The organism is Pedobacter humicola, assembly GCF_056490705.1.
The window spans coordinates 87470-111955 of the sequence record NZ_JBWJIG010000015.1 but is presented as its reverse complement, the minus strand read 5'-3'; the positions used below and the strand labels follow the sequence as shown (position 1 = coordinate 111955).

18 protein-coding genes are annotated in these 24486 nt (G+C 38.7%); 3 read left to right on the top strand and 15 right to left on the bottom strand.

What is annotated here, in order from left to right; translation table 11 throughout:
- Positions 1-78 precede the first annotated feature (78 nt).
- The 14 genes from AC04Q1_RS20810 to AC04Q1_RS20745 form a co-directional block, all read right to left on the bottom strand.
- Positions 79-1608: a RagB/SusD family nutrient uptake outer membrane protein gene (locus tag AC04Q1_RS20810; RefSeq protein ID WP_478366488.1), complete on the bottom strand. Its 1530-nt coding sequence runs from the start codon at positions 1606-1608 to the stop codon at positions 79-81.
- Positions 1609-1650: 42 nt separating this feature from the next.
- Positions 1651-4635 carry a SusC/RagA family TonB-linked outer membrane protein gene (locus AC04Q1_RS20805; protein ID WP_478366487.1) on the bottom strand — a complete coding sequence of 995 codons (2985 nt, stop codon included), beginning with the start codon at positions 4633-4635 and terminating at the stop codon, positions 1651-1653.
- 308 nt (positions 4636-4943) lie between these two features.
- Positions 4944-5519: an adenylyl-sulfate kinase gene (gene cysC, locus AC04Q1_RS20800; RefSeq protein WP_478366486.1), complete on the bottom strand. Its 576-nt coding sequence runs from the start codon at positions 5517-5519 to the stop codon at positions 4944-4946.
- Between the two features lie 4 nt (positions 5520-5523).
- Complete coding sequence (cysQ, locus tag AC04Q1_RS20795) at positions 5524-6291, bottom strand: 3'(2'),5'-bisphosphate nucleotidase CysQ (RefSeq protein WP_478366485.1); 768 nt, start codon at positions 6289-6291, stop codon at positions 5524-5526.
- Between the two features lie 5 nt (positions 6292-6296).
- Positions 6297-7325 carry a sulfotransferase family protein gene (locus AC04Q1_RS20790; protein ID WP_478366484.1) on the bottom strand — a complete coding sequence of 343 codons (1029 nt, stop codon included), beginning with the start codon at positions 7323-7325 and terminating at the stop codon, positions 6297-6299.
- Positions 7325-8554: a chromate efflux transporter gene (gene chrA / locus AC04Q1_RS20785; protein WP_478366483.1), complete on the bottom strand. Its 1230-nt coding sequence runs from the start codon at positions 8552-8554 to the stop codon at positions 7325-7327. The genes AC04Q1_RS20790 and chrA overlap by 1 nt, the downstream gene beginning before the upstream one ends.
- 539 nt (positions 8555-9093) lie before the next feature.
- A complete protein-coding gene (locus AC04Q1_RS20780) occupies positions 9094-9264 on the bottom strand; it encodes a hypothetical protein (RefSeq protein ID WP_478366482.1) in 171 nt (56 codons plus the stop codon).
- Positions 9265-9395: 131 nt separating this feature from the next.
- Positions 9396-9794, bottom strand: a complete 399-nt coding sequence (locus AC04Q1_RS20775) for a hypothetical protein (RefSeq protein ID WP_478366481.1) — start codon at positions 9792-9794, stop codon at positions 9396-9398.
- Between the two features lie 151 nt (positions 9795-9945).
- The gene (locus tag AC04Q1_RS20770; RefSeq protein WP_478366480.1) at positions 9946-10167 is read right to left on the bottom strand and encodes a VF530 family protein; all 222 of its coding nucleotides are present in this window, start codon (positions 10165-10167) and stop codon (positions 9946-9948) included.
- Positions 10168-10187: 20 nt separating this feature from the next.
- Positions 10188-10799, bottom strand: a complete 612-nt coding sequence (locus AC04Q1_RS20765) for a class I SAM-dependent methyltransferase (protein WP_478366479.1) — start codon at positions 10797-10799, stop codon at positions 10188-10190.
- A 13-nt stretch (positions 10800-10812) separates the two neighbouring features.
- A complete protein-coding gene (locus AC04Q1_RS20760) occupies positions 10813-11220 on the bottom strand; it encodes a RidA family protein (protein ID WP_478366478.1) in 408 nt (135 codons plus the stop codon).
- A 122-nt stretch (positions 11221-11342) separates the two neighbouring features.
- A complete protein-coding gene (locus tag AC04Q1_RS20755) occupies positions 11343-13328 on the bottom strand; it encodes a M1 family metallopeptidase (protein WP_478366477.1) in 1986 nt (661 codons plus the stop codon).
- A 117-nt stretch (positions 13329-13445) separates the two neighbouring features.
- Positions 13446-14186, bottom strand: coding sequence for a carboxypeptidase-like regulatory domain-containing protein (locus AC04Q1_RS20750; protein ID WP_478366476.1), 741 nt, complete (start codon positions 14184-14186; stop codon positions 13446-13448).
- Positions 14187-14254: 68 nt separating this feature from the next.
- Positions 14255-14602 (bottom strand): Spx/MgsR family RNA polymerase-binding regulatory protein, encoded by a 348-nt coding sequence (locus AC04Q1_RS20745; RefSeq protein ID WP_478366475.1) that lies wholly within the window; start codon positions 14600-14602, stop codon positions 14255-14257.
- Between the two features lie 450 nt (positions 14603-15052).
- Here AC04Q1_RS20745 and AC04Q1_RS20740 point away from each other — a divergent pair, with 450 nt between their 5' ends.
- The 3 genes from AC04Q1_RS20740 to AC04Q1_RS20730 all read left to right on the top strand — a co-directional run bounded on the left by AC04Q1_RS20740 (position 15053) and on the right by AC04Q1_RS20730 (position 17874).
- A complete protein-coding gene (locus AC04Q1_RS20740; RefSeq protein WP_478366474.1) occupies positions 15053-16591 on the top strand; it encodes a sensor histidine kinase in 1539 nt (512 codons plus the stop codon).
- 260 nt (positions 16592-16851) lie between these two features.
- Complete coding sequence (locus AC04Q1_RS20735; RefSeq protein WP_478366516.1) at positions 16852-17160, top strand: GIY-YIG nuclease family protein; 309 nt, start codon at positions 16852-16854, stop codon at positions 17158-17160.
- A 39-nt stretch (positions 17161-17199) separates the two neighbouring features.
- A complete protein-coding gene (locus AC04Q1_RS20730; RefSeq protein ID WP_478366473.1) occupies positions 17200-17874 on the top strand; it encodes a LytR/AlgR family response regulator transcription factor in 675 nt (224 codons plus the stop codon).
- Positions 17875-18118: 244 nt separating this feature from the next.
- Here the strand turns inward: AC04Q1_RS20730 and AC04Q1_RS20725 are convergent, their stop codons facing one another.
- Entirely contained in the window at positions 18119-24484 is a 6366-nt protein-coding gene (locus AC04Q1_RS20725) for an alpha-2-macroglobulin family protein (protein ID WP_478366472.1), read from the bottom strand.
- Positions 24485-24486: the final 2 nt, after the last annotated feature.

Genomic DNA, 24486 nt, shown 5'->3' with positions numbered 1-24486 from the left:
AGGGATGCCCGTTTTTAAATAAAAAAGAATATGCAGTAAAAACTGCATATTCTTTTTAAACATTATAAAATTAAGAAATTATTGTCTGCCAGCGTTATTTAAATTCGGGTTGATGTTCACCTGATTTAAAGGGTATGGGAAAAATTGATCCCGCGGCATTACCACAGTTGGGGTTTGATTGATACGTTTTAAATATCCGTTTACGATGGTATCATACTTACCAAATCTGATTAAATCTGATCGTCTTTTCCCTTCATAAAACAATTCCCAGCCACGTTCTTGCAAAAGGGCGTCTTTTAAGGTTGTCTGGTTATAATTAGCGGCGACTAAAAGTTTAGCGTGCGACCTTCCTTTTACCTGATTGATCAGATCGATACACTCGGCATTTGGTCCACTCAATTCGTTTATCGCTTCGGCCCTGCTCAAAAGCACATCCGCATAACGGAGTATATTTACACTATGTCCATCATAATACGTATTGGCTCCATTCGCATCTGCATATTTCGCAGTGGCCACATCCTGCATATAAAATACTCCTGCAGGTGGCGTTGCGCCCAATGTAGGTGCTTGTTTGTGCACCAGTTTATCAACACCTACATATTCAGGAAAGAAAAGTTTTTTCCGGTCATCGGCATTATCAAAACTGTTGTAAAAATCCCAGGTAACGGCGTAGTATTGCCATCTATCAGTTAAAACCGGATGCTGTTGTGGACCAAAGTGATTTAACAACTCTGTTCCATTCACATTTGCATCACTTAATACCGAGAAAATATTTTCCGAGCACCATTGATTGCTTTCAGCAAAAAGTCCTTCATAACTTGGAAAAAGCGAATAAACCTTTAAATCCATTACCTGCTTGGTTACATCTACTACTTTTTGCCATTGGTGCTGGCGCAGATATAATTTCGCCAATAAGGTAAGCGCGGCACCCTTTGTAGCACGACCCACATCATTGGTAGAATAGATTTTATTATTGGCATAATTAACAGGTAAAACTGAAGCCACACTTTGTAGATCGTTGATTAAAAAAGTTTCTATCTGATCGAGCGGGGTTAATGGTTTATTGGCAAAGTAGTTAGGCGATTTACTGGCTTCTTCCACATCTTTTTCAGTTGCTAAAATCACAGGCCCCCAGGCATCGGTTAAATCCATGTAAGCTACCGCCCTTAAAAATTTCATTTCAGAAAGAAACTGACTTTTCTCTTCAGCCGTGATGGCGGTCATATTGGAAAGGTTAAAGATTGCATTGTTTGCATTTGCAATAAGTTTATATATCTGTCTCCAATCTTCAGCAATTAAGCCATTCTCCGAATTCCACTGAATGTTTGACAGTTGTCCCGGATCTCCTCCATAGCTACAGTGCCCAACATCGGTTGTTAAATCGGTCAGAGCAAAATGTCTTACCGTCCAATAATCAAAATTATCGCCAACCGACGGCCCTTTTAAACGCGCATAAACAGCATTCACAGCAGCAATAGCATCAGATTTCGTTTTAAAAGCATTGCCTAGTGTTAAACTACTATACACCACGGGATCTAAATCTTTTTTACATGAAAACTGCAAAAGTACAACCGCAGTAATCGCAAGAATAATCTTATATTTTTTCATCTTTTTATCTTTATTGATCCTGTAAAGCAGGAAATTATATTGTTAGTTGATGGTTAGCTTTACTCCGGCCGAAAATGTTCTGAACGCCGGGAAGGCATTAAAATCAATCCCTCCTCCAAAGTTACTGGTGGAGTGTGAGTTTACCTCAGGGTCGGTTCCACTGTAATTGGTGATCGTAAATAGGTTTTGTGCTTCAGCATAAACCCTAAAACCTTTAATCACCTTAATGTGGTCTAACCATTTGGTTGGCACACTGTATCCTAAAGAAACAGATTTTAATCGCAGGTAAGATGCATCTTCTACAAAACGGGAATTAACATAACTGCCATAAGTACTTAGAAAATATCCTTCGCGCGGAACGTCTGTGTTTTCATTCACTCCAGCAACAAATCTATTCAATGCATCTGCCCCTGTTGTGGATTCCAATACCAATCTGTTCATGTTATACAATGAATAGCCGAATGAGCTTTGGAAGAAAATATTTAAATCAAATCCTTTGTAATGGAAGTCGTTTCCAAAACCTAAAGTAAAACGAGGGGTCGAATTACCTAAAAAGGTCATGTCATCTGGTGTAATTTTACCATCGCCATTTACATCCTGATATTTTGGATCGCCAGCTTTCGAACCCGGTTGAGGAGCATAGGTTTCTCCTGTTTTAATCACACCTGTATATACATATCCAAAAAGTTCACCAAGTTCGCGCCCTGCAATAACTCTCGAAAACTCGCGGCCTGATACCGTACCACTGGGATTTGCCGTATTAACTGAAATCTGGTTAACCGGACCTAACGATAATACTTTTTGACGGTTTAATGAAATATTAAAATTGGTATTCCAGGTAAAGTTATCATTACGAACATTTACTGTATTTAATAAAAATTCGATTCCTCTGTTTTGGATGGATCCAGCATTTACGGTTATGTTATTAAAACCCCAATATTGTTCTAAAGGAATGTTAACCAATAAATTAGTTGTTTTCTTCGCATAAAGATCGATTGTTGCATTAATACGTCCGTTTAAGAAACCCATGTCGATACCAAAATTGTACTGTGTAGTACTTTCCCACTTTAAATCAGGGTTAGGCAGTGTTTTAGGTTCAGTACCGATTTGCAATGGATCACCCGGTTTAAGTACCGTGCTGTAATTGGTAAAAGTTGCTAAATACAAGTAATTAGGAACACGGTCGTTACCAGTTACCCCATAGCTTGCACGTAATTTTAAATTTGAAAAGGTATTTAAGTTTTTGATAAATTCCTCATCCGTAAATTTGTAGGCAACAGCTCCTGAAGGGAAATATCCATAACTATAGTTAGGACCAAATTTTGAAGAACCATCTCTTCTTAAGGTAAAGGATGTTAATAATTTATCTTTATAATTATAATTTATTCTTCCATACATTGAATTGAAGGTAGATTGTTCTTTAAAGCTATTATAGCCATTACCTAAATCCCTTATGGTAATGCCTGAACCATTTGGGGTTGATCCTGCACCCAGATTATAGAACAAATAGGCATCAGTAGGAAAGCCTTTGCTACCTGCAGCAATGAAGTCGTTTACATCTTTCTGATTAGATACTCCGGCCAAAAATGTAAAATCATGATCACCAGTTTTATATTTATAGGTTAAATAGTTTTCTACTAACCACCTAAATGTGGTAGAACTTTTTTCAGCAGCTAAACCTCCGTTTTTTGCTCCTGCGCTTAACGTCCTGGGAATATATTGCCCTTCGTTCAGGTTGGTATATTCTGCCCCAGCGCCAAGATGATAAGTTAAACCTTTGATAATCTGATAATCCAATGAAACATTTCCATTTACTAATTTATTGGTACTCGTATTGGTCGGTTCCAGTAAACTGGCCAAGGCATTATCTTTACCTTGGTAACGGTAATAACTTCCATCTGCATTATAAACAGGAATGTTTGGCAGTGCTGTTAATAAGCCGAATAATGGAGCGGTAATGTCAGCCGAGTATGATTGTTGCAATACCTTAGCGCTCGATCCGTAAAAATTTGCACCCAACTTTAAACGTTCATTAAGCGTTTTTTCGGCACCAATTCGGGCAGTATATTTTTCCAGTCCGGTACCTTTTAAAACACCAAGCTGATTCATATAGTTACCTGATACATAAATTTTCGAATTTTGGTCTCCGCTGCTAATACTCAGGCTCCTATTGTGCACGGACGCTTTCTGAGTAGCTTCATCCAGCCAATTCGTATTGGCAACAACGAAAGAAGGAGGAAATAAAACAGGCTTCCCATCTTCAACTGCTGTAGCATTCTGAATATCAGTATATTGCTGACCATTTAATAAAGATGGTTTATAGGTTAAATATTGGTTACCATTTGATAAATCTAAATCGATGGCTACCCTACCCGCCTTGCCTTTTTTTGTTGTAATGAGCACAACGCCATTACCACCTCTTGCACCATATATTGCTGCTGACGAAGCATCTTTTAAAATCTGGATATCTTCAATATCGTTCGGGTTTACAGTACTCCCATTATCAGATATGAATCCATCAATAACATAAAGTGGACTATTGGTGGTATTAATGGAATTACCACCTCTCACGGTTATCGACATTCCGGCACCCGGAGCAAAGCTGGTTTGCTGTACCTGTACACCTGCTGCCTTACCCTGAATGGCCTGCCCGATGTTTGAAGTGGTACCACCGAGATTCAGATCTTCACTCTTAATCGAACTAATCGAACCTGTTAAATCTGTTTTACGCTGTGTACCATAGCCCACCACCACAACTTCATTCAATTTGTTTAAATCTTCCTCCAGGTTTACGGTTACTACATTTGAGGCGCCTACAGTAACCTTTTGCGTTTTGTAACCTACCAATGTAAAGGTTAAAACCCTTAGTTTTCCCTGTAAGGTGAGGGTAAACTTACCGTTGCCATCAACTGAGGTTCCATTTTTCACATCGGTTTCGGTTACCGAGGTCCCAACTGCCGGCAATCCTTTTTCATCTTTTACCGTACCGGTTACAACTGTCTGCGCCTGAACTGCGAGTGGAAGCAAAAAGATTAAAGAATAACAAATAATTTTAAAAAGAGCATTTAAAAAAGAGTGTTTTTGTATAGGAACAGTTTTCCTATAATTCTCTGTGTTTTGTTCGTAAATTTTGGTCATAGTGTTTTGGGTGATTGTTGATAGCAGCAAAAAGCGACAACTATATCTGCTTGCTTTTATAATATTAGTGATAAAAGCACCTATTTAAGTGGAAAAACACTGCGCAATCGATTGACTAAGCCTCTCAGATGCCCCTTTAAAAGACATTTCAAAATCAAAACGGGAAATTACGTTGATATCCGCTAAGACAAAAGCGGTCAGGAATTTGGTCTGATCTGTGGAATAATTTCCAGAAATAGCCTATCCATACTTTGAACAGGACTTTCAGAACTGGTTTTGATGATGAGATTGGCATTTAAGGCCGGCTCGAACTTAGCGCTAACTCCGGTAAAATTCGGGATCAGCTTAAGGTCTGCATCTTTATACAAACCTTTCACATCCCTTTCTTTACAGATGGCCAGCGGACAATCTAAAAACACTTCAAAATACCCTTTTCCAATGATTTCGGCGGCAAGCGCCCGATGTTGCTCGAGAGGGGTGATAAAAGAGCAAATGGTGATGATATTATTCAACATCATCAGTTTGGCTATCTCAGCTGCCCGCCGGATATTTTCGGCCCGATCCGATTCGCTAAAGCCTAAATCTTTATTGATTCCCTCCCGAAGTACGTCTCCATCCAAAGTTGTGGCAAAAAAACCTTCATTCTCAAGCTTTTCCTTTAACAAGGTTGAAATGGTTGTTTTCCCGGAACCGGATAATCCAAACAGCCATATCACTATTCCTTTCTGATCAGGAACAATAAAACTCTTTTTGGATGTAGTATGAGGGGGCATAATTTTATTCATTTACTTTACACAAAAAGCCCTCATTCAAGAGCGATACTTTATTATACCGCATTAGCTGGCCAGATAAGGTTTGGATCTGGCAACCACTAAATAGTATAATCGCATGACCGGCAGCTGTGTCCCATTCCATTGTCGGACCTGTTCTTAAATAAATCTGCGCTTTGCCTTCTGCCAGTAAACAAAATTTAAGGGAACTGCCTACAGCAATAAAATCTACAATCGGATAATCTGCAAGAATTGCTTTTTCTTCGCCATCAGCATGCGATCTGCTTACCGCAGCTGTCCAGTTATCATCTTTCTTAATGGCATTGATCCGGAGCGGTTCGTTGCCGGGAGTTTGCTTCCAGCTTCCTGAATCCTCCTTACCATAATACAATAAATTTTGCACAGGGACATAAATTACGCCCAATATTGGTGCATTTTTATAGATTAAAGCAATATTTACGGTAAACTCACCATTGCGTTTGATAAATTCTTTGGTTCCATCCAGTGGATCTACACACCAATACAGCTCCCAGTATTTTCTTTCTTCGTACGGAATACTTTTTCCTTCTTCAGAAAGGATGGGGATGTTGGGATATTGCTTTTTAAGCTCAGAGCAGATAATATCGTTCGCTATTTTATCGGCCTTGGTTAAGGGAGAAGAATCGCTTTTGGCTGATACCTCAAAATCTTCTTCATGATCATAAACAGTTAAAATTGCCCGTCCGGCTTCAACTGCTATTCTTAGTATTACATTTATATCAATGGTATCCATCATTTATTTTAAACTTTTGCCGCTAAGTACTGCGCTTTTATCCTCTTTAATATCTCCAGCTGCGGCCCCCGGTTATCAAGATCAGATTGACGGGCACTTAACAAAATGCTTTTTTTAAGTTGATCATTCTCAAGGTCAAATTCTTTTATTTCTTCTATAGAAATCTGTCTGTCTTTGGTTTCAGGATAATCTAAAACGTAACCCAAATCAGTTAAGGTTTGCTGGTTTATACTTTCGAATATACTGATTTCTTGGATGCTGAGTTCTTTGCGGAATTTACCCGTATTATCTTTAATAATCGGTTTAGCCAGATTTTCCCACATTTCTCCGGCACTTGCTGTTGACTGTGATTCTTTTGAATGATGGAAATCCAGCATATTTTCTGAATAATCAATGGCTAAAAAACGGCACAACCTCTGGATTACATCTGCAGGGCTAGCAATCAGTTCCTCATAATTTAAAGAGAAAAACCAATCTTTTGTGATCTTTTTTGATAGTTCAATACAAGCATATTGATCTTTAAACCACTGTTTAGCCAGGTGATAGATGTGTTTTTCACCTACAATTGCCTTTTTAAATGATAAAGCAACATCTCTCCCATCCCTGTACAGATAAATGTATTTCAGGTTGGGCGAGTGCTCTTCTAAATCAGCTGCATAATGCACATTGGCCATACTTTTACAGCACCAATATTTGGCTTTTTTTGATCTGGCAGCAGTTTCGTATACCAGCTTATTGATTTCGAAAAGACTATAGGTTTTTGAGTTTTCGAAAATCCAGGCTTCGTTCAGTTCAACACCATCCCATGGTACCGGGTTAGCCCTTACATAACTTACAACATCCCTGATTAAGGCCTTATATTTCGCTTCGGTTAAAAACCCATATAAATCTAACAGCGGTACAAAGGTTACCAAAATATGTGGTGGATGGGGCGAAGCAATCTGATCAGACTGATCTAATATTACCCTCAATAAGTTGGAACCGGATCTCTGCGTTCCAATAATCTGAATGCCCTCTGGATTTAAAACACTTTCCATTATATAAAAATTGATACTGTTCCGAGAAAAATGGCGCCAAGTATTAAATATACAGGGCTTAATTTAAATTTAAAGTTCAATACTAAAGAAACGACGCATATTGCCCCCATCAAAAGTGTTCGCGGCTGTAGCAATAATATTTTTAAAGCTGAAGATATAATCAATCCGATAACCACCACCTTGATTCCCGAAATCATGCTTTTAATAAAAGGATGGTCTTTGGTTTTATTAAAGATTTTTGAAACTACAATCATTAAAACCGCAGCAGGAATAAACATACTACAGGTAGCCAGCAATGCCCCCAGAAAACCGGCCAGCTTAAAACCGATAAATGTTGAACTAACGAGGATTGGCCCAGGGGTAACCTGACTAAAGGCAATTACGTCAACCAATTCTTTGGCACTCAGCCATTTCAAATCTTTCACCAATAGTGATTGCATAATCGGGATTACAACATAACCTCCGCCAAACAGCGATATACTAATGCCAGAAAAAACAGTCGCAATCTTAAAAAAGATATTCTGATATGATTTAAATGCACCAGTAATAAATAAGATTTGATTGATCAGCAAGACCGTTACAGCGATAAAAGAAAATGAATTTACCTTCAGTTTAAAATCCGTTTCAAATTTGCCCAAGATTTTGGTGTAATCAACTTTTTTACGGTCGAACATCATTCCGGCAATTGCACCTACCGCAATCAGCACTACTGTTATCAGGTAATTTCCTTTGATCAGATCAAGTGTTGTTGCCAATAGGAAAAGAAAGATTTTAGGATAATTAAGCGCAATTTCCTTCTTAAACAACTGTAAGCCAGTAGATAAAATAATGACACCAACAATGGCGCCCACGTACTGCATCACAAAAGCCCATGCTATACCCTGTCCATTCGACAAATAAACATAGGCCAGACATAACATTAAAATACATGCAGGCAATAAAACGGCGAACATGCTCACAGCCGCACCTAATTTACCTTTTAACAGGTAGCCGATATTTGCAACAACGTTTACGGCCATCGGACCAGGCATAAAGGAGGCCACTGTAACACTGTTCAATACATCTTCATCAGCGATGGTTTTATCCTGTTCAACCATAATGCGCTGAACCAATGAAACCAGCGCCATATGCCCGCCAAAACTTACACAACCAATTTTAAGAAAGGTAAAAAAAAGATATTTCAGTGTTCTCTTTTCCCTTGATACATCGCCCGCTACTGAGAATTCCATTTTTTATGATTAATAATTTAACTCCAATGCTTAAACAATATAACACTAATTCTTATACACAATCATTAATCATTCAGAAAATATTCGCCTGGTTATTTGTTTTGATTAAGAAACCTAATTTAGGTGATTTTGGATGCATTAAAGAGCCCAAATATCACGCAAACGTTTGACTAGCCCGATCATTCATTAAATTTTTACCCTTTAGCGCCAACAGCCATTAGTAAATGCGCAAAAACCTACCTGTTAATCTTAATAAATCATCGATTGCCCATTAAAGAAAATTTTTTATACACCATGATTTTAACCCTATGAAACATCAACAAACGTTTGTGTTAAGATTTTTATTAAACAGGAAACGAAAAAGCCACTAACAATAAATCTAAAGATTAATTCGCAGGGGCTTTATCAGAATATTGAATGGGTGTTCTTCATTACAGTACTGCGGGGATTGCTTCTTCTTTGTTCCCCCCTGCCCTAGTATGACGAATTGATTGTAAACAAAAAAGTCTTTCAGTATTGCCTGAAAGACTTTTTATTTTTTATGCTTTAGCTACTTTTTTGCTGTGCTTTTTATGGTGATGTTTTTTATGGCCTTTTTTGGTCTGTGATTTTTCCATACCTGCTTTTGCCGGAGTTGTGGTTTGCGCACTTACGGTATTCATGGTAAAGGCGGCCACTAATGCGATTATTAAAACTTTAATTGCTTTCATTTTCAACTAGATTAAATGATGAATAAACCTTGTTATTTTGTTTATTAAATCTCGAAAATCAAGATGAAGATTTTATGAATAATCCATTATTGAATGAGAGAAGCAGTGAATGATTGCGTAAAATCAGCTGTTTACGGTAAATCGAATGAGAAGGTATAATTCAGCTTTTTTCCGCGCAAGATATACTCAGAAACTACTTTTCCATCAACCAGGATTTTATATTCACCTTTAGCACTTGCCTTGGCGGTGGCGAATGTTTTGAGCTGAACATGTGTGCCCGATTTTAAAGCAACACGTTCTTCCCAAACACCACCTATTTCTTTTAGTTCGGTTTGTGTGGTATTTTCATTGGTATAGGCTACCTCAGCCTTTAAACCATCACCGAAATTGGCCTGATATACCACTTGATAACTTTCCTTTTGTGGCACATCTATTTTACCCCTCGAATTAGAATAAACGGTAGTAACGTTTGCAAGGAAGCAACTGCTTAACGCAGGCATCAACAAAAAGCAGTAGAAAATATTTTTCATTTGATAAGGTTTAGATGAAGATGACGACCGTTATCAGGTAAAGGTTGCAAGGAGAGCTCATTATTGAATAAGTGAATTAGAGAATGTTGTGTGCAGGATTTGATCGCTGGCATATTCAATCATTCAAAACTCAATCATCAATCACTAGATCTCATTTATGAAAAGTGTCGAGATACAGCTCTTCTACCTTTTTCCGTGCCCAGGGCATTTTCCTTAAAAATTTTAAGCTCGATTTAATCGTTTGATTATTATTGAAACAATCAATCCTGATCAATGATCCCAGTTTTTCCCAACCGTAATGTACCTGAAGATCGGTTACAATTTTCTCCAGGGTGATACCGTGTAAGGGGTTGTTTTTTTGCTGTTCGGCCATGGGGCAAAGTTAAGGCAAAATTATCGGGGTTTATATTGTGCCATCCAAACATTTGCACCACCGCAGTCGGGATCGTTAATTCTATGCATAAGCACCTCAAAACCATTTAATTGGAGCAATTGGTGATATTCTGCGGTATCTAATGAAGCATGAAACAGGTTTTCGCCCCCATTCATTCCCCATACTTCTCCCCTTTCGGTACCAGAAGTGAACAATAAAATACCGTTGGGATTAAGGTGGTGCCTAAAAATACTGAACATATCGGGCTGATCAGCCACAGCAAGATGAAAAAAGCTGTGCCAGGCAATTACCGCATCAAACTTTTCATCCAGATCCAGTTTACGCATATCTTTCAGAATAAACCCGGTATCAGGGAAATTTGCCCTGGCGATTTCGAGCATTTGTTCACTGGCATCGACACCCAAAACCTTTACCTTCTGACTGATCAGGTATTCCAATATCGGTTTACCACTGCCACAGCCCAAATCTAACACACTTGCATTAGGCGGTAGCTTTTCGAGCATATTGTCCAGATAACCCTTCTCTTCCAAAACGGCATAACGGTTTTCAGCAAACCACTGGCCCATTTTATCGTATACTTTATAAACGTTTTTGCGTTCTCCTTTTTCCATGTGGGTAATATGCTTATCCTATTGCCGTAGCATCAATTTCGATTAACATCCCGCTCAGGGCCAATCTTTGTACAGGAATTAATGTATTTACAGGGAATTTTAAATCAGGCCATATTTTAGTTGATTCTTCAATTAAAACCTGATGTTTCTCCTCATCATAATCTACTACTAATGTAGTCAGTTTTGCAATATGAGCCATTGTTAAGTTTTTGCTTTTTAAAGCCAGCGCGATATTTTCAAACACAATGCTTACCTGGGTTCTAAAATCATCATTCAATATGCCATCTGTTCTGCTCCCACCCTGACCAGCAACAAATACCAGCTGACTGTTAGCCGGAACTGAGGCAACATGAGAATAGCCATGTGCACGCGGATCGTATATACCTTGGGGGTTGGTAATCTCTAAAGCATGTTTTTCCATTTATTATATATTTAATACCCGCTAAATTATCCGATAAGAAATAGTAAACCGTCGGTAATTTGCAATAAAAAAGCCTCCTGATCTTTTAAAAATCAGGAGGCTTTATATTATTTATGGAATGATTAGTTACCTGTAGCAGTCCATGTATTGTTATCAGGGTTCGAATCAGGTAATACTTTATTCGGATCTAAAGTAACTGATTCAATTTCCTCGGTTGTTGGGAAACGCACCAGCCAGCTTGTATTTTTCATCCAAACATCAACCGGAACCTTTACGATTTCGGTTTTGCCGCTTTTTGTTTTAACCTGAAGGATAATTGGCATTGGCATTTTTTCGAGGTTTACCACTTTAATGTTATAACCCACCAGTTTATCGTCTTTTTTAACCTGTTCAACCGCAGCGATGCCCTGATCCATTTTCCAGCTGTTTAACCACCAGCTTCTCCAGAACCAGGCTAAATCTTCACCTGCACCGTTTTCCATCGAACGGAAGAAATCAAATGGTGTTGGGTGCTTAAAGGCCCAGTTTTTAATGTATTGGCGGAAAGCATAATCGAAACGGTCTTCTCCTAAGATCTGGTTTCTTAAAATGTCTAATCCCCATCCTGGTTTGCTATATAAGTTCACACCGATATTTCTTTCGGCCATTCCATCAGGCATCTGCATAATGTTTTCGTAAATCGGATTACCGATAACGGCTTTACCGATTCTGTTTAAATCAGCAGGAGGACCAGCATATTCGCCTTTGTTAAAATTGCTTTTAGAAATACCGTTGATAAAAGTATTAAAACCTTCATCCATCCAACCGTATTTACGTTCGTTAGAACCTACAATCATCGGGAACCAGGTATGGCCAAATTCGTGATCGATTACCCCCCAGGCGCCAGCTTTTTTAGCCGTCCAGCCACAAAATACGATACCCGGATATTCCATACCACCAATATTGGTGGCTACGTTAACAGCCATTGGGTACGGATATTCGAACCATTTTGTAGAATAATGCTCGATAGTAGATTTTACATATTCTACACCACGACCATAAGAATCAACACCATTGCTTTCTACGGGTTGCGCCGAAACGGCTAAAGATTTTTTACCACTTGGCAAATTAATTCTTGCAGCGTCTAATACAAAGGATTTTGATGAAGCCCAGGCTGCATCGCGTGCATTTGTGATTTTAAATTTCCAGGTTAATTTATCTTTTGCCGGACGTGATTTTGGATCGGTTACTTCCGCTTCGCTACGGATGTGAACGGTAGCATCGCTCAGTTTGGCGGCGTTCCATCTTTTTAACTGCTCTGGGGTAAAAACTTCGGCAGGGTTTAACAACTCGCCCGAACCCATTACAATATGACTTGCCGGTGCAGTAATGGCAAAATTGATATCACCATATTCGCAATAAAACTCACCACCGCCCCAATAAGGCAAGGTATTCCATCCAATTACATCATCGTACACACACATGCGTGGAAACCACTGCGCAATGGCAAAAATCTCACCATTTTTTGTCGTTAAATGTCCGGTTCTATCCGATCCTTCTTTGGGCACTATATACGAATAGTCCATTTTAACGGTTATCATATCACCGTTAGCGGCCAAAGGCTGATCTAAACGGATCTGCATACGTGTATCTTCAACCAAAGAAGTAAATTTTACAGCGCCTGCTTTTTGCGATACACTGATGTTCTGGATTTTGTATCCGCCATCAAATTTTTCGCCCTGTGCACCATAGCGACTACGTGACGGGGTAATGGCATAGCCACGTGAAGTTTCTTTAAACGTGTTCTGATCTAACTGCAACCATAAGTAAGGCAATTTATCAGGACTGTTATTTTTGTAGGTGATGGTAACCGTTCCTGTAACCATACTCTTGGTTTCATCAAGGTTAGCGGTAATATTATAATCTACACGGTTTTGCCAATATTTTGGCCCTGGTGCGCCTATTGCCGAGCGGAATTCGTTCCCATTTTGCGTGTAAAAAAGTGGTCCGAATGCTTCAGCAGGATTATAATTCGTTGCCGGAGCGGGTGTTGTAGCTTGTTGGGCTGATGCTGAAAAGGCAAAAACACAACAAACCAAACAAAAATTAATCAGTTTAGTCAATTTCATGATAATAATAAGGTTGTAATAAATGGTAAATATAAAAAATAACCACATATAGATGTATATGTGGTTATAATGTTACCTATAATGGATACAATATGATAGTTAAGCAATTAAAAGAGGTTAATTCCCTTTTAATTTCGGCAAATCCTGTAGTTTTCTTTCTTGCGGGGATAGTTTTTTCCACGCAACAAAGGCACGTGATATATAATAGGGATAGCGATAAGGTCTTTCTCCTTTTACCGCTTCAATAGAAGGCCTGTAGATAATCATAAAGTTCTTAAGGTCTTCCCCTTCCAGCTTGGTGAGATCGGTAATGGCTTTTGGGGTAAAGTTTTCGTCGATTTCTTGTTGGTACATTTCTTTTTCATCGAGATCGGCTTCTTTACGCTGCTGCCTCTTATACTTACCATAACCCAGGTTTAGGTTTAAGCCACCAACTTTATCCGTCATTCTTTTACGGTTTAAATTCCCACCAGTGGCCAGCAGTGTATATTTTTCTGCCAAAGGATCCTTTGCGTCCGTAACCTGACTGTTCATGCGCACGGCGGTAACATCTACATCATTTAAATTGTTTGATTTTACCGGCAGGTAAATGGTTCTGTTTAATAAATTGGTTAAATATAAAGTATCGGTATGATAACCGATAGCGGAAAATTCGATCAGGTCGCCAATGTTAGCACCAATGGTATACTTGCCTTCCTTATTGGTGCTGGTTGTTTTTTTGCTGTTCAGATTTCTGATGTTAACACCAGGCAGTGAAAGTGTTTTTTTCGAATAATCGAAAACCGTACCCGTAGTTACCGTTTGTGCAAAAACACCAAAGGGTAGGGCAAGCAATAGAAAAATGATCAGTTTGTTCATACTCAAAAGTAATTTAGTTCGACATTTAAAATCTGCATTTAACAAACTTTAACATTAGAACAAATGAATTAGGCTAGTGTTTTTAAATAATTGTCATCGTCAAATCCGATTAATATGGCTTTATTATTTTGCTCAATGATCGGGCGTTTGATGGCACTGGTATTTTCTTTTAAATAAGCAATGGCCAAATCCTGGTTATCGATTTTCGCCTGCTCTTCTTTACTGAGTTTTTTCCAGGTCAAACCCTTTCGGTTTAATACCGTTTCCCAACCGAAGGTATTGCACCATTCGTTTAACTTTTCTTCTGTAATGCCTTTTTTCTTAAAATCATGAAATTCAAAATCAACCTGATGTGATTTTAACCAATCGAGCGATTTTTTAACTGTATTGCAATTTGGGATTCCGTAAACGGTCATGTTGAATAATGTGAGTGGTAAATGTAAAATGGATGATGGAAACCCATCCAGCAATCCGGTTCAAAGATAGTAAAATTGTTTATCGGTGGTGGATATTACATTCGTGGTGTGAGGTATTTTTAACGTTTTTGGTGTTGGATATTACTATCCGACACTCGCATTAATATCAACTACCTTGCCTAAAATTAGTCAGATGTTACCATCTGACTACACATCAAGAGTTGTCAACTTTCCAGCGAGCCGGCGATGAAAGTTGACAACGCTAAAAAACCTGACCTTAAAATCATAAAAGGTGGAAGATGTAAAAACGGCTGATGAAATTATCCGTCTGATCCTAAAATCACACAATCCTAAAAATCCTATTCGTTCGTCACATTTTTTAGCGCATCCATCACATTTTAAATATTGATGTGGATTCTCTTCGTAAAATTGTAGCATAAACTAAATCAAATGGAAATTCTATCCGGCAAACCATCTACGATAAAATCCAAAAACATCAACCAGCTTGAGTTTTGGATTTCTACAACACTATATATCCTGGCTTTGATCAGTATCTGTTCATCCACAGTTTATAGCAGGGGCAATTCTTACCGTTTTGAAGAAAGCCAGATTGATTATAGTGTAATGGCAAATTTCTTTATTCCCGAACTGTTTAAGATCAGCATTCTGTATATCAGTTTTTTATTGTTCAATTTTTGCTTTATGCCGCAACTGGCGAATAGGAAAAATATTACACTTAATCTTATTCTTACCGTTTTAGTCACCTCGTTTTCTGTTGTTGCCTGGATGATTTTTAATACCTACTCCCAGGCTTACCGGTTGTTGGAATACGACAACATCGATAACGCTTACGGGATCTTTTTTGGTGAGGCCTTTACTTATATTTTCTTTCTCTACCTACTCTTCAATGCCTATGCCTATTTTAATGAGCGGGGCCTGGAGCTGTTAAGTAAAATTCAGTTTTTTAAAAGCGATAACAAAAATGTAATTCCGGAACTTTTTACTGCGACCAGAATCTGGCTGATTACGCTGATGATTGCCGCTTCTATATTTTCGGTAAGAATAGATTACGAAATATTGATCGTTTGGTTAATCGTACCTCCGGTAAACATCTTTCTTACTTTTTGTTCTATTTATTATGTTATTCCAAACCTCAGAAAAGATTTTAAAGGTTTTGGCCGCTATTTTTGGGGAAATGTGGGTTTAACCATTATCATTTCACTCCTTTTATTAATTATCCTTATCCCTTTTATGCGCAATGGCGCAGTGGTACCTATTACCTTAATTTTAAACGCCATCTGTTTGATCTGTATCAGTACCCCTTCAGCCTGGTATATTTATAAACATAAATTCGAAAAACTGAGCGAAATACAGATGCTGAAAACAGAGTTGGGCAAATCGGATGCAAACTTAAATTTTCTAAAATCGCAGATTAACCCACACTTTTTATTTAATGCGTTAAATACCCTATTTGGAACAGCCCTCCAGGAAAATGCGGAAAGAACTGGCGAAGGCATACAGAAACTAGGCGATATGATGCGTTTTATGCTCCACGAAAATACCCTGGACAAAATTTCGTTAACCCGGGAAGTAGAATATCTGAACAATTACATCGATCTTCAAAAGCTGCGCACCTCGCGCTCTGGCGACATCCGAATAGATACGCATATCGAAGAACAGCTCAATAATTTACAGATTACCCCAATGTTGCTGATCCCATTTATCGAAAATGCATTTAAACATGGGATCAGCCTGCAACAGCCATCGTACATTAAAATCACCTTACAAACAAAAGAAAGTACCTTGTATTTTGATATCAGCAATAGCATTTACATCAAGGCTGATAACGACCCGGAGAAACTGAAAAGTGGCATCGGACTGGAAAATGTGAAGCAACGTTTATCATTACTTTATTTTGGAAAACATGAACTGATTATCCGCGAAAGTGCAAACGAATTTTTTGTTCATTTGACCTTGCAGTTGGATTAAAATCTCTTCGACCAAATTGTCACGCTGAGCGAAGTCGAAGCGTAATTCTCAAAACCACCATCGAGAGATCCTTCGACTCCGCTCAGCTTGACATTATAGATAGAAGACATTGCGAGATAAAAAACCAAGCGATTTGTCAGGCTGAGCAGAGTCAAAACATATGAGATATGTTAAGGTTTTTATACTAATTTGATATATTTATTTTCCAAACCATATAAAATGACAGACAGAATTTAACTACAAAACCAAAATGAAAACCTATACCGTCTATATTTTTAAAGTGTTCTGATCACTCTTATTATACCGGAGTTACCAATGATATAGACAGAAGGCTATATAAACACGAAAATGCAATAAACCCCAACTGTTATACTGCTAAAAAAAGACCAGTAATCTTAGTATTTTGCGAACATTTTGAGGACATTAATGATGCTATTGGATTTGAAAAACAAGTTAAAGGCTGGACCAGGAAAAAGAAAGAAGCTATTATGAGTGAAAACTGGGATAAACTTAAAGAACTATCTGTTTGTAAAAACATTACCAGTTATACTAATTTCAATAAACTATAGGCTTCGAATTTATTCAACCTAACAGATACACATAAAAACATGATTGCTATTGCTATAGATGATGAACCGATTGCACTTGATATTATAAAATCTCATGCCTCAAAAGTTCCGTTTATAGAATTGCAACAAACTTTTACTGATGCTTTTGCCGCCATTAGTTATTTACAGCACAACAAGGTTGACCTCCTTTTTCTGGATATCAAAATGCCCGATATCAGTGGTATTGATTTTTTGAAAAGTTTGAGCAAACCGCCAATGGTGATTTTTACCACCGCTTATACCGAACATGCCGTGCAGAGTTTTGAACTCGATGCTGTTGATTATTTGTTAAAACCTTTTTCACTTTCACGCTTTTTAAAGGCCTGTAATAAAGCACAGGAACTCTTTAACCTGCGAAATCAAAAACAGGAAGCTAAAACAGCGTATATTTTTATAAAAGATGGTTATGAACAAATTAAGGTAGAATTAGAAGAGATCCTCTATGTGGAAGCTTCGGGAAATTACACCCAAATCCAGCTTAAAGACAAACTGCTAAGTTCGCGTATTACCATTAACGACCTGGCCGAACTGTTACCAAAGACAGATTTTATCCGCTGCCACCGGGCTTTTATTGTAGCCAAAAACAAGGTATCCAAATTTGACCGCAGCCAAATCTGGATTGGAGAAAAAATGATTCCCATTGGCGCAACTTATGGCGGCATTAAACTCACTTAATGCAATTTAAAACTTTCAGGGTGCCGAAATTTGCGGGGTCTGGAACATTGATATGAAATGCATGGCCATGATTAAATAAACCTGATAGTAGCGTAAAACCCGAAGGTGAGGCACGAACCAAGGCTTTGAAGCGGATAGCAGGGCTTTGATAACCCAAGTGCACCGAACCCTGCTTTTCAAAAAATATTGATTACCTAAGTTTAAACCTCTCAGGTTTTTAGAACCTGCGAGGTTTGTAATACATTTATTTTACCGTAACCCTTATTCCAGCAGAATGTGTCGTAAACTCTGGCGCATACATACTTTGCAAAGAGGTGATTCCATTAGAGAAATTCCCCGTATGGGTAACCCGTAGCGGATATTCAAATACATAGGTCCCTTTTGGCATATAGCTGATAAAGAAATTAGTTGAGGCATCTTTAGTGCTTTCATAATAGCCCAGGCCATCCTGATATTTGTAACGAGAGATCACATTTACAGGTTCAAACCCCGACGACCGCATATCTTTCAGATGAAGGTATTCCATATCGCGGTCACAGTAAATTTCGATGCGCACCTTCAATAAATCTCCAGGCGCCAAAACATTGCTTGCGGCAAGTGGCGTTAATACATCGCCTCTTTCGCCGGCTTTCTGGATAAATAACTGTTTTTTGATCTTCACTCCGGTATTGGCCGAGGTTATTTTATCCAGTTGCTCGAAATACTGCCAGTATACTGCACCCCAGGCAATGGTTTTGTTGTTATTTCTCAGCTGTACTTTACCCATTTCCGGTTTTACATTTGGACCTGAAATGGTTAATTTCTGATAACCTGTTCCAACCTCTTTTGCCGCATCAGGCTGTTGTAAATCTGCTATTTTTTGACTTCCAATAGTGATATCCGGATCATTGTTTTCGGTTAGTAAATCAGTCCCTTTCATTAACAAGGCATAACAGGCGGCGGTGGTGGCCTTGGTTGTTTTCCAATCGTTGGTCTGTTTGTTTTTGAGCAACCAGATTTTCATCTCTTCTACTGCCTTGGTCTCTTTCGCTACTTCATCGAAAGCCTCAATCAATAAAGATTGAGTTTCTATCGGACTTTGGTACCACCACCAGCCGGCTTTATTGGTCGCCCAGTACATGCCTAGCTCATCGCTTTGCTGAGCAGTTTGGCCGAGCAGCGTAATGATTTTTTTTGCTTCTACATTATTGCCATTTCTATTTAAAACCAGCGCAGTTTGTGCCAACTGATAGGTGTCGAATGTTTTCCAATTGGCTGTTAATTTTTTCAGGTAAAAATCTTTTGCCTTTACAAAATCGGGGCTGGTATTTTTCTGGTTGGTATAACTTCTGGCAAACAGGTAATGCAATGGTAAATAGGAAAAACGTTTCCCCTTAACTTCATCTTTATAATCCTTAACCAATGCGGCATCTAAATACGCAATGGCTTTGTTTAGCATATTATTAAATTTCGGATTAGCCTTTTCGTCAATCAGTTTTAGTTTTTTTAACTGCCCCATGCCTAAAACAATATGCTGGGTAATGTAACGGTCTTCTCGCATCCCGCTAAACCAAGGAAATGCACCATTATTAAACTGCATTTTCTCCAGTTTTTCGAAATTGTTTTTCAACTCGTAAGTCATCCTGTTTAAATCGAAAAGCAAAGCCAAACGTTTTTTACGTTCGGTTTCATTATCCGCGTTGCGCACCCAGGGTGTTTCTTCCAATAAAATAGATTTGAGCTCCTGGTTTTTTTCCAGGCTGGATAAAAGTGCCTCGCCGTTATTGGTATTTTTCCATTGCTCAAAAACAGTTTTAATTTTTGGCGACGAATTGAGGATTCCAGTTGCAAAACTATTGGCATAAAACCTGCTAAAAGTTTGTTCGGCACATTCATAAGGATATTCCATTAGATATGGCAAAGCCTGCACGGCATACCAAACCGGGTTAGAGGTAAATTCAAAGGTTAAACTCTGGCTGCGCAAGGTTTTTGAATTAGCGGATTTTTCCAGTTTCTCGAAATCGAATGTTTTGGTGGTATTGCCACGCACATTTATCGGCATGCTTTCGGTTACCAGCATCGCATTGGCCAAAACCGGAATGGTGTTTTCTTCACCATCACTAAATTGACCACTTTGGGCCAAAATTTTATAGGTAATGGCGCTAATGCCCGAAGGGATAATTGCTGACCATTTTAGAACCGTATTGCCTTCATCGTCGATTTCAAAAGTTTTCTCAGTTTTTTCATTTGCTGCAAAAATCTGGATCGGTTTAGCCGTTAGGGCATCTGCAAGTGTTAAACTGGCCTTGCCTGTAAGTTTTTTTCCCGCCAGGTTATTGAGCTTGGCGCTCAACAAAATCGTATCCCCTTCACGCAAAAAACGCGGCGCATTGATTGCTATGGCCAGTTGTTTTTGTGTAACCAGCTCATTGGTAACGGACGCTGTTTTTAAATCTTTGGTGTGGGCAAAACCCATCATTTTATAACGTGTTAAACTCTGGGGGATGGTAAACTCAATCTTGATTTCACCCTTGGCATCGGTTAAGAGCTGGGGATAAAAAAATGCAAGTTCGTTGAAGTTGGTGCGTGGGGTGATAGTTGTTTTTTTATTCTTAAGAGCCTCCACTTCCTGACGCAGTGTCGGGTCCTTATCGTCATATAATGTTGTGCCTGGAGCAGCACTTTTTAATTTTTCGACTGTAGGTGCCGCTACACTTAATTCTGTTGCTTTCCCCTGCAGAGTAGAAGTACCTCTAATCTGTACTACTGAACCTGTTACACTTTCCTTTCTTTGTGCTCCATAGCCTACAACCACAACTTCGTTCAATGCCTGCCCATCTTCTTTTAAGGTTATATCGATCCGTTTTTTTGCCGCTACCTTTATTGCTAGATTTTTGTACCCTAGAAAGCCGAAATTCAGGGTCTCACCCACTTTCGCATCGATAGTATAGATACCAAAAACATTGGTGGTGGTTACCAATTTACCACACCTGATCTGCACTCCCGATAGTATTTCGCCCCGATTATCCATTACCACACCGTAAACCAGTTTGCCTTTTTCCAGTTCGACAAGTTTAGCAATAGCCTCAGGCGATAAACCTTTTTTTCTGGCCTTTTGGATCGTACTCATGTAATTTCGGTAGCCATAATTATAGCCACCGTAATAACTGTACCCAAACAGATTTAGGCTTTCGTAACCACGTTTAAGCACATTATAATTTTGTTTAGACTTTAAAAACCATAGGTAATCTGGATTGGCGATGTCGTTTACATTGAAATTCCAGTTATAAAAATAATAGTTGAAATTGCTTTGAAAATTCGTCGTCCAATTCATTCTCCTCAGGTCATCCAAACTCGCATCATACAGTGTGGCCACCATCTCTGCCATCTGTTTTTCACCATTGTTATTGCTGATCTGCAGTTTCCAGCTTTCCTTTTCGCCTGGCTGTAATTTATCTCTAAAGGTTAAAAAGCGGATTTTCAGTTCTTTTTGCGGATCTGTTATCTTTACCTGTTGCAGGGAGTTGTATACCGTACCCTGATATACCATGGTAAACTGCACGGAAAAACCATCTTCATACCCTGCTTTGGGCTTAATCTTAATCAGGCTCTGCTTAGGAGATAGGTTGACCCAAACTTTTTCGGCTATGCTATCGCGATAATAAACCTCATAATATGCCCTGCTATTTTCTACCAGTCCGGCCAAACGGAAAACCGCACTTTCGGTTGGTTTGATCACAGTTACCTCTGGAGTAATCCATTCGATATTGGATTGGATTACCGCAGGTTCCTCATGGTAAACCACCAGGTATTTATCTACTTTAACGGTATCGTTCTGTTCGTTAACAGCCAATAACCTGATTTTATAATAGCCTGCTTTTAGGTTTTTCTGATTAAAAGTTAAATTGCCACGTCCGTTTTTAGCATTAATGTGCTGTTGGTATGCTAACGATTTTACCGGCCATGTAGTCACTTCGAGTTCGTTGTTATACTCATCATCAGGAAAGTTTTTAATAAATTCTTCCCTGCCCATGGTATAATTTTCGGCGTCAAACGGGCTTTTGTTCATCAGCCTTGATGGCGACTGCAACAGATTCCATTCTGCTTTAATATTGGCCCTGATCGGCTCGTTATTTAAGTTGGTAACCGTAAAAGAAATGCTATCGGTTTTGTTGTTAAGATAAAGCACTTGCTCTGTACTGATATTAAGTGCAATGTCGCTTTTCCCAATATTGATATCGGTACTTTTCGAACGTGTTTCGCCGTTCAAATCTGTTATATCTGCTACAACCTCATAAGTATAATTATTCCGCTTATCTCTGGCTTTTGCAAAAAAAGTGATCTCGAATTTACCACCTGCTCTGGTAACCGTTTTGCCGATGGCAACCTGCTTCCTTTCAGAAAAGATATTACCCCCATAAATGGCACTACGCTCGGCAAAAGTTAAGCGTTCTTCATTCATCGCGCGCCTGTAAACGTGATAACTTATTTTGGCATTGCTTACCGCATATCCTGAAAAAGAAGTGGCCTTGCCCTGCACCTTGATGCTATCGTTCAGTTTATAGTGCTTATCAGGCTTATCAAAAACCACCTCAAATGTAGGCCGTTTATATTCTTCAACCTGTACAGAAACGCTCCCATAATCGGTTTCTATTTCCATCTGGCCATTTAACAGGCCCATTGGAATGCTAAATGTGCCATGAAAGGTACCATAATCATTACTGATTACTTTAGTAGTGGTGATTTCTTTACCATTGGCATCATTAAAAGAAACTTCAAGTCCTTTATTTACCTCAATTTTATTCTTACCATTTACGAGTTTTAAACACAAACCCTTGTAATAAACAGTTTGCCCCGGGCGGTAAATCGGTCTGTCGGTAAACAGGATTACCCGTTCTTTATCTTCATCGCCGTTATTCCGATAGCTGTAATAACTATTAATATTTAGCCGCAATTCATCCTTGCCCATTTTTACCAATGCACTACTCATACCACTCCGGGTTTCAGCGGTACTGGCATAACCGCTCACGTTTGTGCTTACCAGTTCACCATCGATGTATCTACCTGTGTTATAATCGTATCTCTGTTGTTGGATTTTTACGTTTTTTAGCGGCGCGCCATTTCGCAGGTCCCTTACAAAATATTCATGATAATCATGGTTGTGCCTGTTAACTACCGCCATTGAGGTCACCTTAAAATTAATGCTACTATATGTGGTATCGTTTTGTTCAGGGTTGATGGTTTGGGCGATCAAAGTGTAATTTCCAAAGCTTAAGCCCTCTATTTTATCTATTAAACTGTGGTTTTGATAATCCTTTGTTTTTGGAACAGTTACTGCCCACTGTTTGAGGATCTTATTTTTTCTTAAAAAATTTAAAAAATCTTTTTTATCCTCAAAATGCTCATTGTCATTTTTAATTTCCGGCGTATTAAACAATTTTAGTTGCACGATATCGGTATTTTTATAGGATAAGTACAACTGGATAGGTTTTTCAGGCTGTACATAACCCTTTATTTTAACTGATAAATCGCTGCTTTTAATCTGTTCAATCAGATTCGCCGCATTCTCTGCCCCAATACTTTTAGGGAAAGCGCTTATAGCCTTTTCGGCTAAGGCAATCGCCGAGATGAGGTTCTGCTTATTGGTATCAACCGGCAGAGATGCATTTTTATGCATTTGGGCCTGTTCATATAAAATATCGGCATAAACTTCACTTTTAGTGCTTTGTTCGGCCAACTGGGTTAGCGCATGATAATATAAATCATCGCCATCACCGGTAAAATACTGATGTACGAACTTTAACCGTTTTAGATCAACATCAGCCAGCGCAGAAAAATTCTTATTTGTTTCATGAAATCTGATCAGGTTTTTAAACAATTGTAACACCTGCGGTTTAAATGATGTGCTATCTGCTGGTACCGCAATACTTAAAAACTCTGCCCTGTTTCCAAACCATTTAACATTGCCCATATCGATCAGCTCATCCTCATATTGGGTAAGGTTGATCTGCGTGTTGCTTAAAATATCGATGGCACGGTGCGCGAGCAGATCGTATAGCGTAGGTCTGAAACTCCTGTACTTTTTATCTCCTGCTAAAACGGCATCAAGTGTATCTACTTTAACCTGCTGTAAAATCTGTATCTCTTTTAAAGATAAGAGATAGTTTTTTACCGTCTCTTCATTCAGTTTTTTAATGCTCCAGGTTTTAATATCACTGCTAATGTCGCCCTGCGCCTGTGTACGCTGACTGATCTGCCAACTATTCTGTTGCAAATAATTCCAATAGGTTTCGGCCAAAAGCGACTGCAAAATACTTTTTTCCGGCTGTTTGGCCCTGCCGATATCACTTTGCAGATCGCTTAAAATTTTATCAAAGGCATTTTCTTCCAGATAGCTTTGGAACATCATCCGGTAAATAACCGACTTAATCAGCAAGGGTGTATTCCCTGTTTGATGTGCCTGAACATTTATTTTTTCAATCAATGCCAATGCATCTTTTGGTTTGGCCAGATTGGCAATAGAATCGACCCTGTAAAAATCATCGAGTGTATATTTCCGTTGCGCAGAAACATTGAACGGGAGTGAAAAGATGAAAAGAAATAAAGCAGAAATACGTAATAATATGTTCATAG

Bases quoted from the DNA above. Each gene is read 5' to 3' on its own strand.
- AC04Q1_RS20810 (WP_478366488.1), bottom strand. From the start codon at position 1,608: ATGAAAAAATATAAGATTATTCTTGCGATTACTGCGGTTGTACTTTTG.
- cysC (WP_478366486.1), bottom strand. From the start codon at position 5,519: ATGCCCCCTCATACTACATCCAAAAAGAGTTTTATTGTTCCTGATCAG.
- cysQ (WP_478366485.1), bottom strand. From the start codon at position 6,291: ATGATGGATACCATTGATATAAATGTAATACTAAGAATAGCAGTTGAA.
- AC04Q1_RS20790 (WP_478366484.1), bottom strand. From the start codon at position 7,325: ATGGAAAGTGTTTTAAATCCAGAGGGCATTCAGATTATTGGAACGCAG.
- chrA (WP_478366483.1), bottom strand. From the start codon at position 8,554: ATGGAATTCTCAGTAGCGGGCGATGTATCAAGGGAAAAGAGAACACTG.
- AC04Q1_RS20780 (WP_478366482.1), bottom strand. From the start codon at position 9,264: ATGAAAGCAATTAAAGTTTTAATAATCGCATTAGTGGCCGCCTTTACC.
- AC04Q1_RS20775 (WP_478366481.1), bottom strand. From the start codon at position 9,794: ATGAAAAATATTTTCTACTGCTTTTTGTTGATGCCTGCGTTAAGCAGT.
- AC04Q1_RS20770 (WP_478366480.1), bottom strand. From the start codon at position 10,167: ATGGCCGAACAGCAAAAAAACAACCCCTTACACGGTATCACCCTGGAG.
- AC04Q1_RS20765 (WP_478366479.1), bottom strand. From the start codon at position 10,799: ATGGAAAAAGGAGAACGCAAAAACGTTTATAAAGTATACGATAAAATG.
- AC04Q1_RS20760 (WP_478366478.1), bottom strand. From the start codon at position 11,220: ATGGAAAAACATGCTTTAGAGATTACCAACCCCCAAGGTATATACGAT.
- AC04Q1_RS20755 (WP_478366477.1), bottom strand. From the start codon at position 13,328: ATGAAATTGACTAAACTGATTAATTTTTGTTTGGTTTGTTGTGTTTTT.
- AC04Q1_RS20750 (WP_478366476.1), bottom strand. From the start codon at position 14,186: ATGAACAAACTGATCATTTTTCTATTGCTTGCCCTACCCTTTGGTGTT.
- AC04Q1_RS20745 (WP_478366475.1), bottom strand. From the start codon at position 14,602: ATGACCGTTTACGGAATCCCAAATTGCAATACAGTTAAAAAATCGCTC.
- AC04Q1_RS20740 (WP_478366474.1), top strand. From the start codon at position 15,053: ATGGAAATTCTATCCGGCAAACCATCTACGATAAAATCCAAAAACATC.
- AC04Q1_RS20730 (WP_478366473.1), top strand. From the start codon at position 17,200: ATGATTGCTATTGCTATAGATGATGAACCGATTGCACTTGATATTATA.
- AC04Q1_RS20725 (WP_478366472.1), bottom strand. From the start codon at position 24,484: ATGAACATATTATTACGTATTTCTGCTTTATTTCTTTTCATCTTTTCA.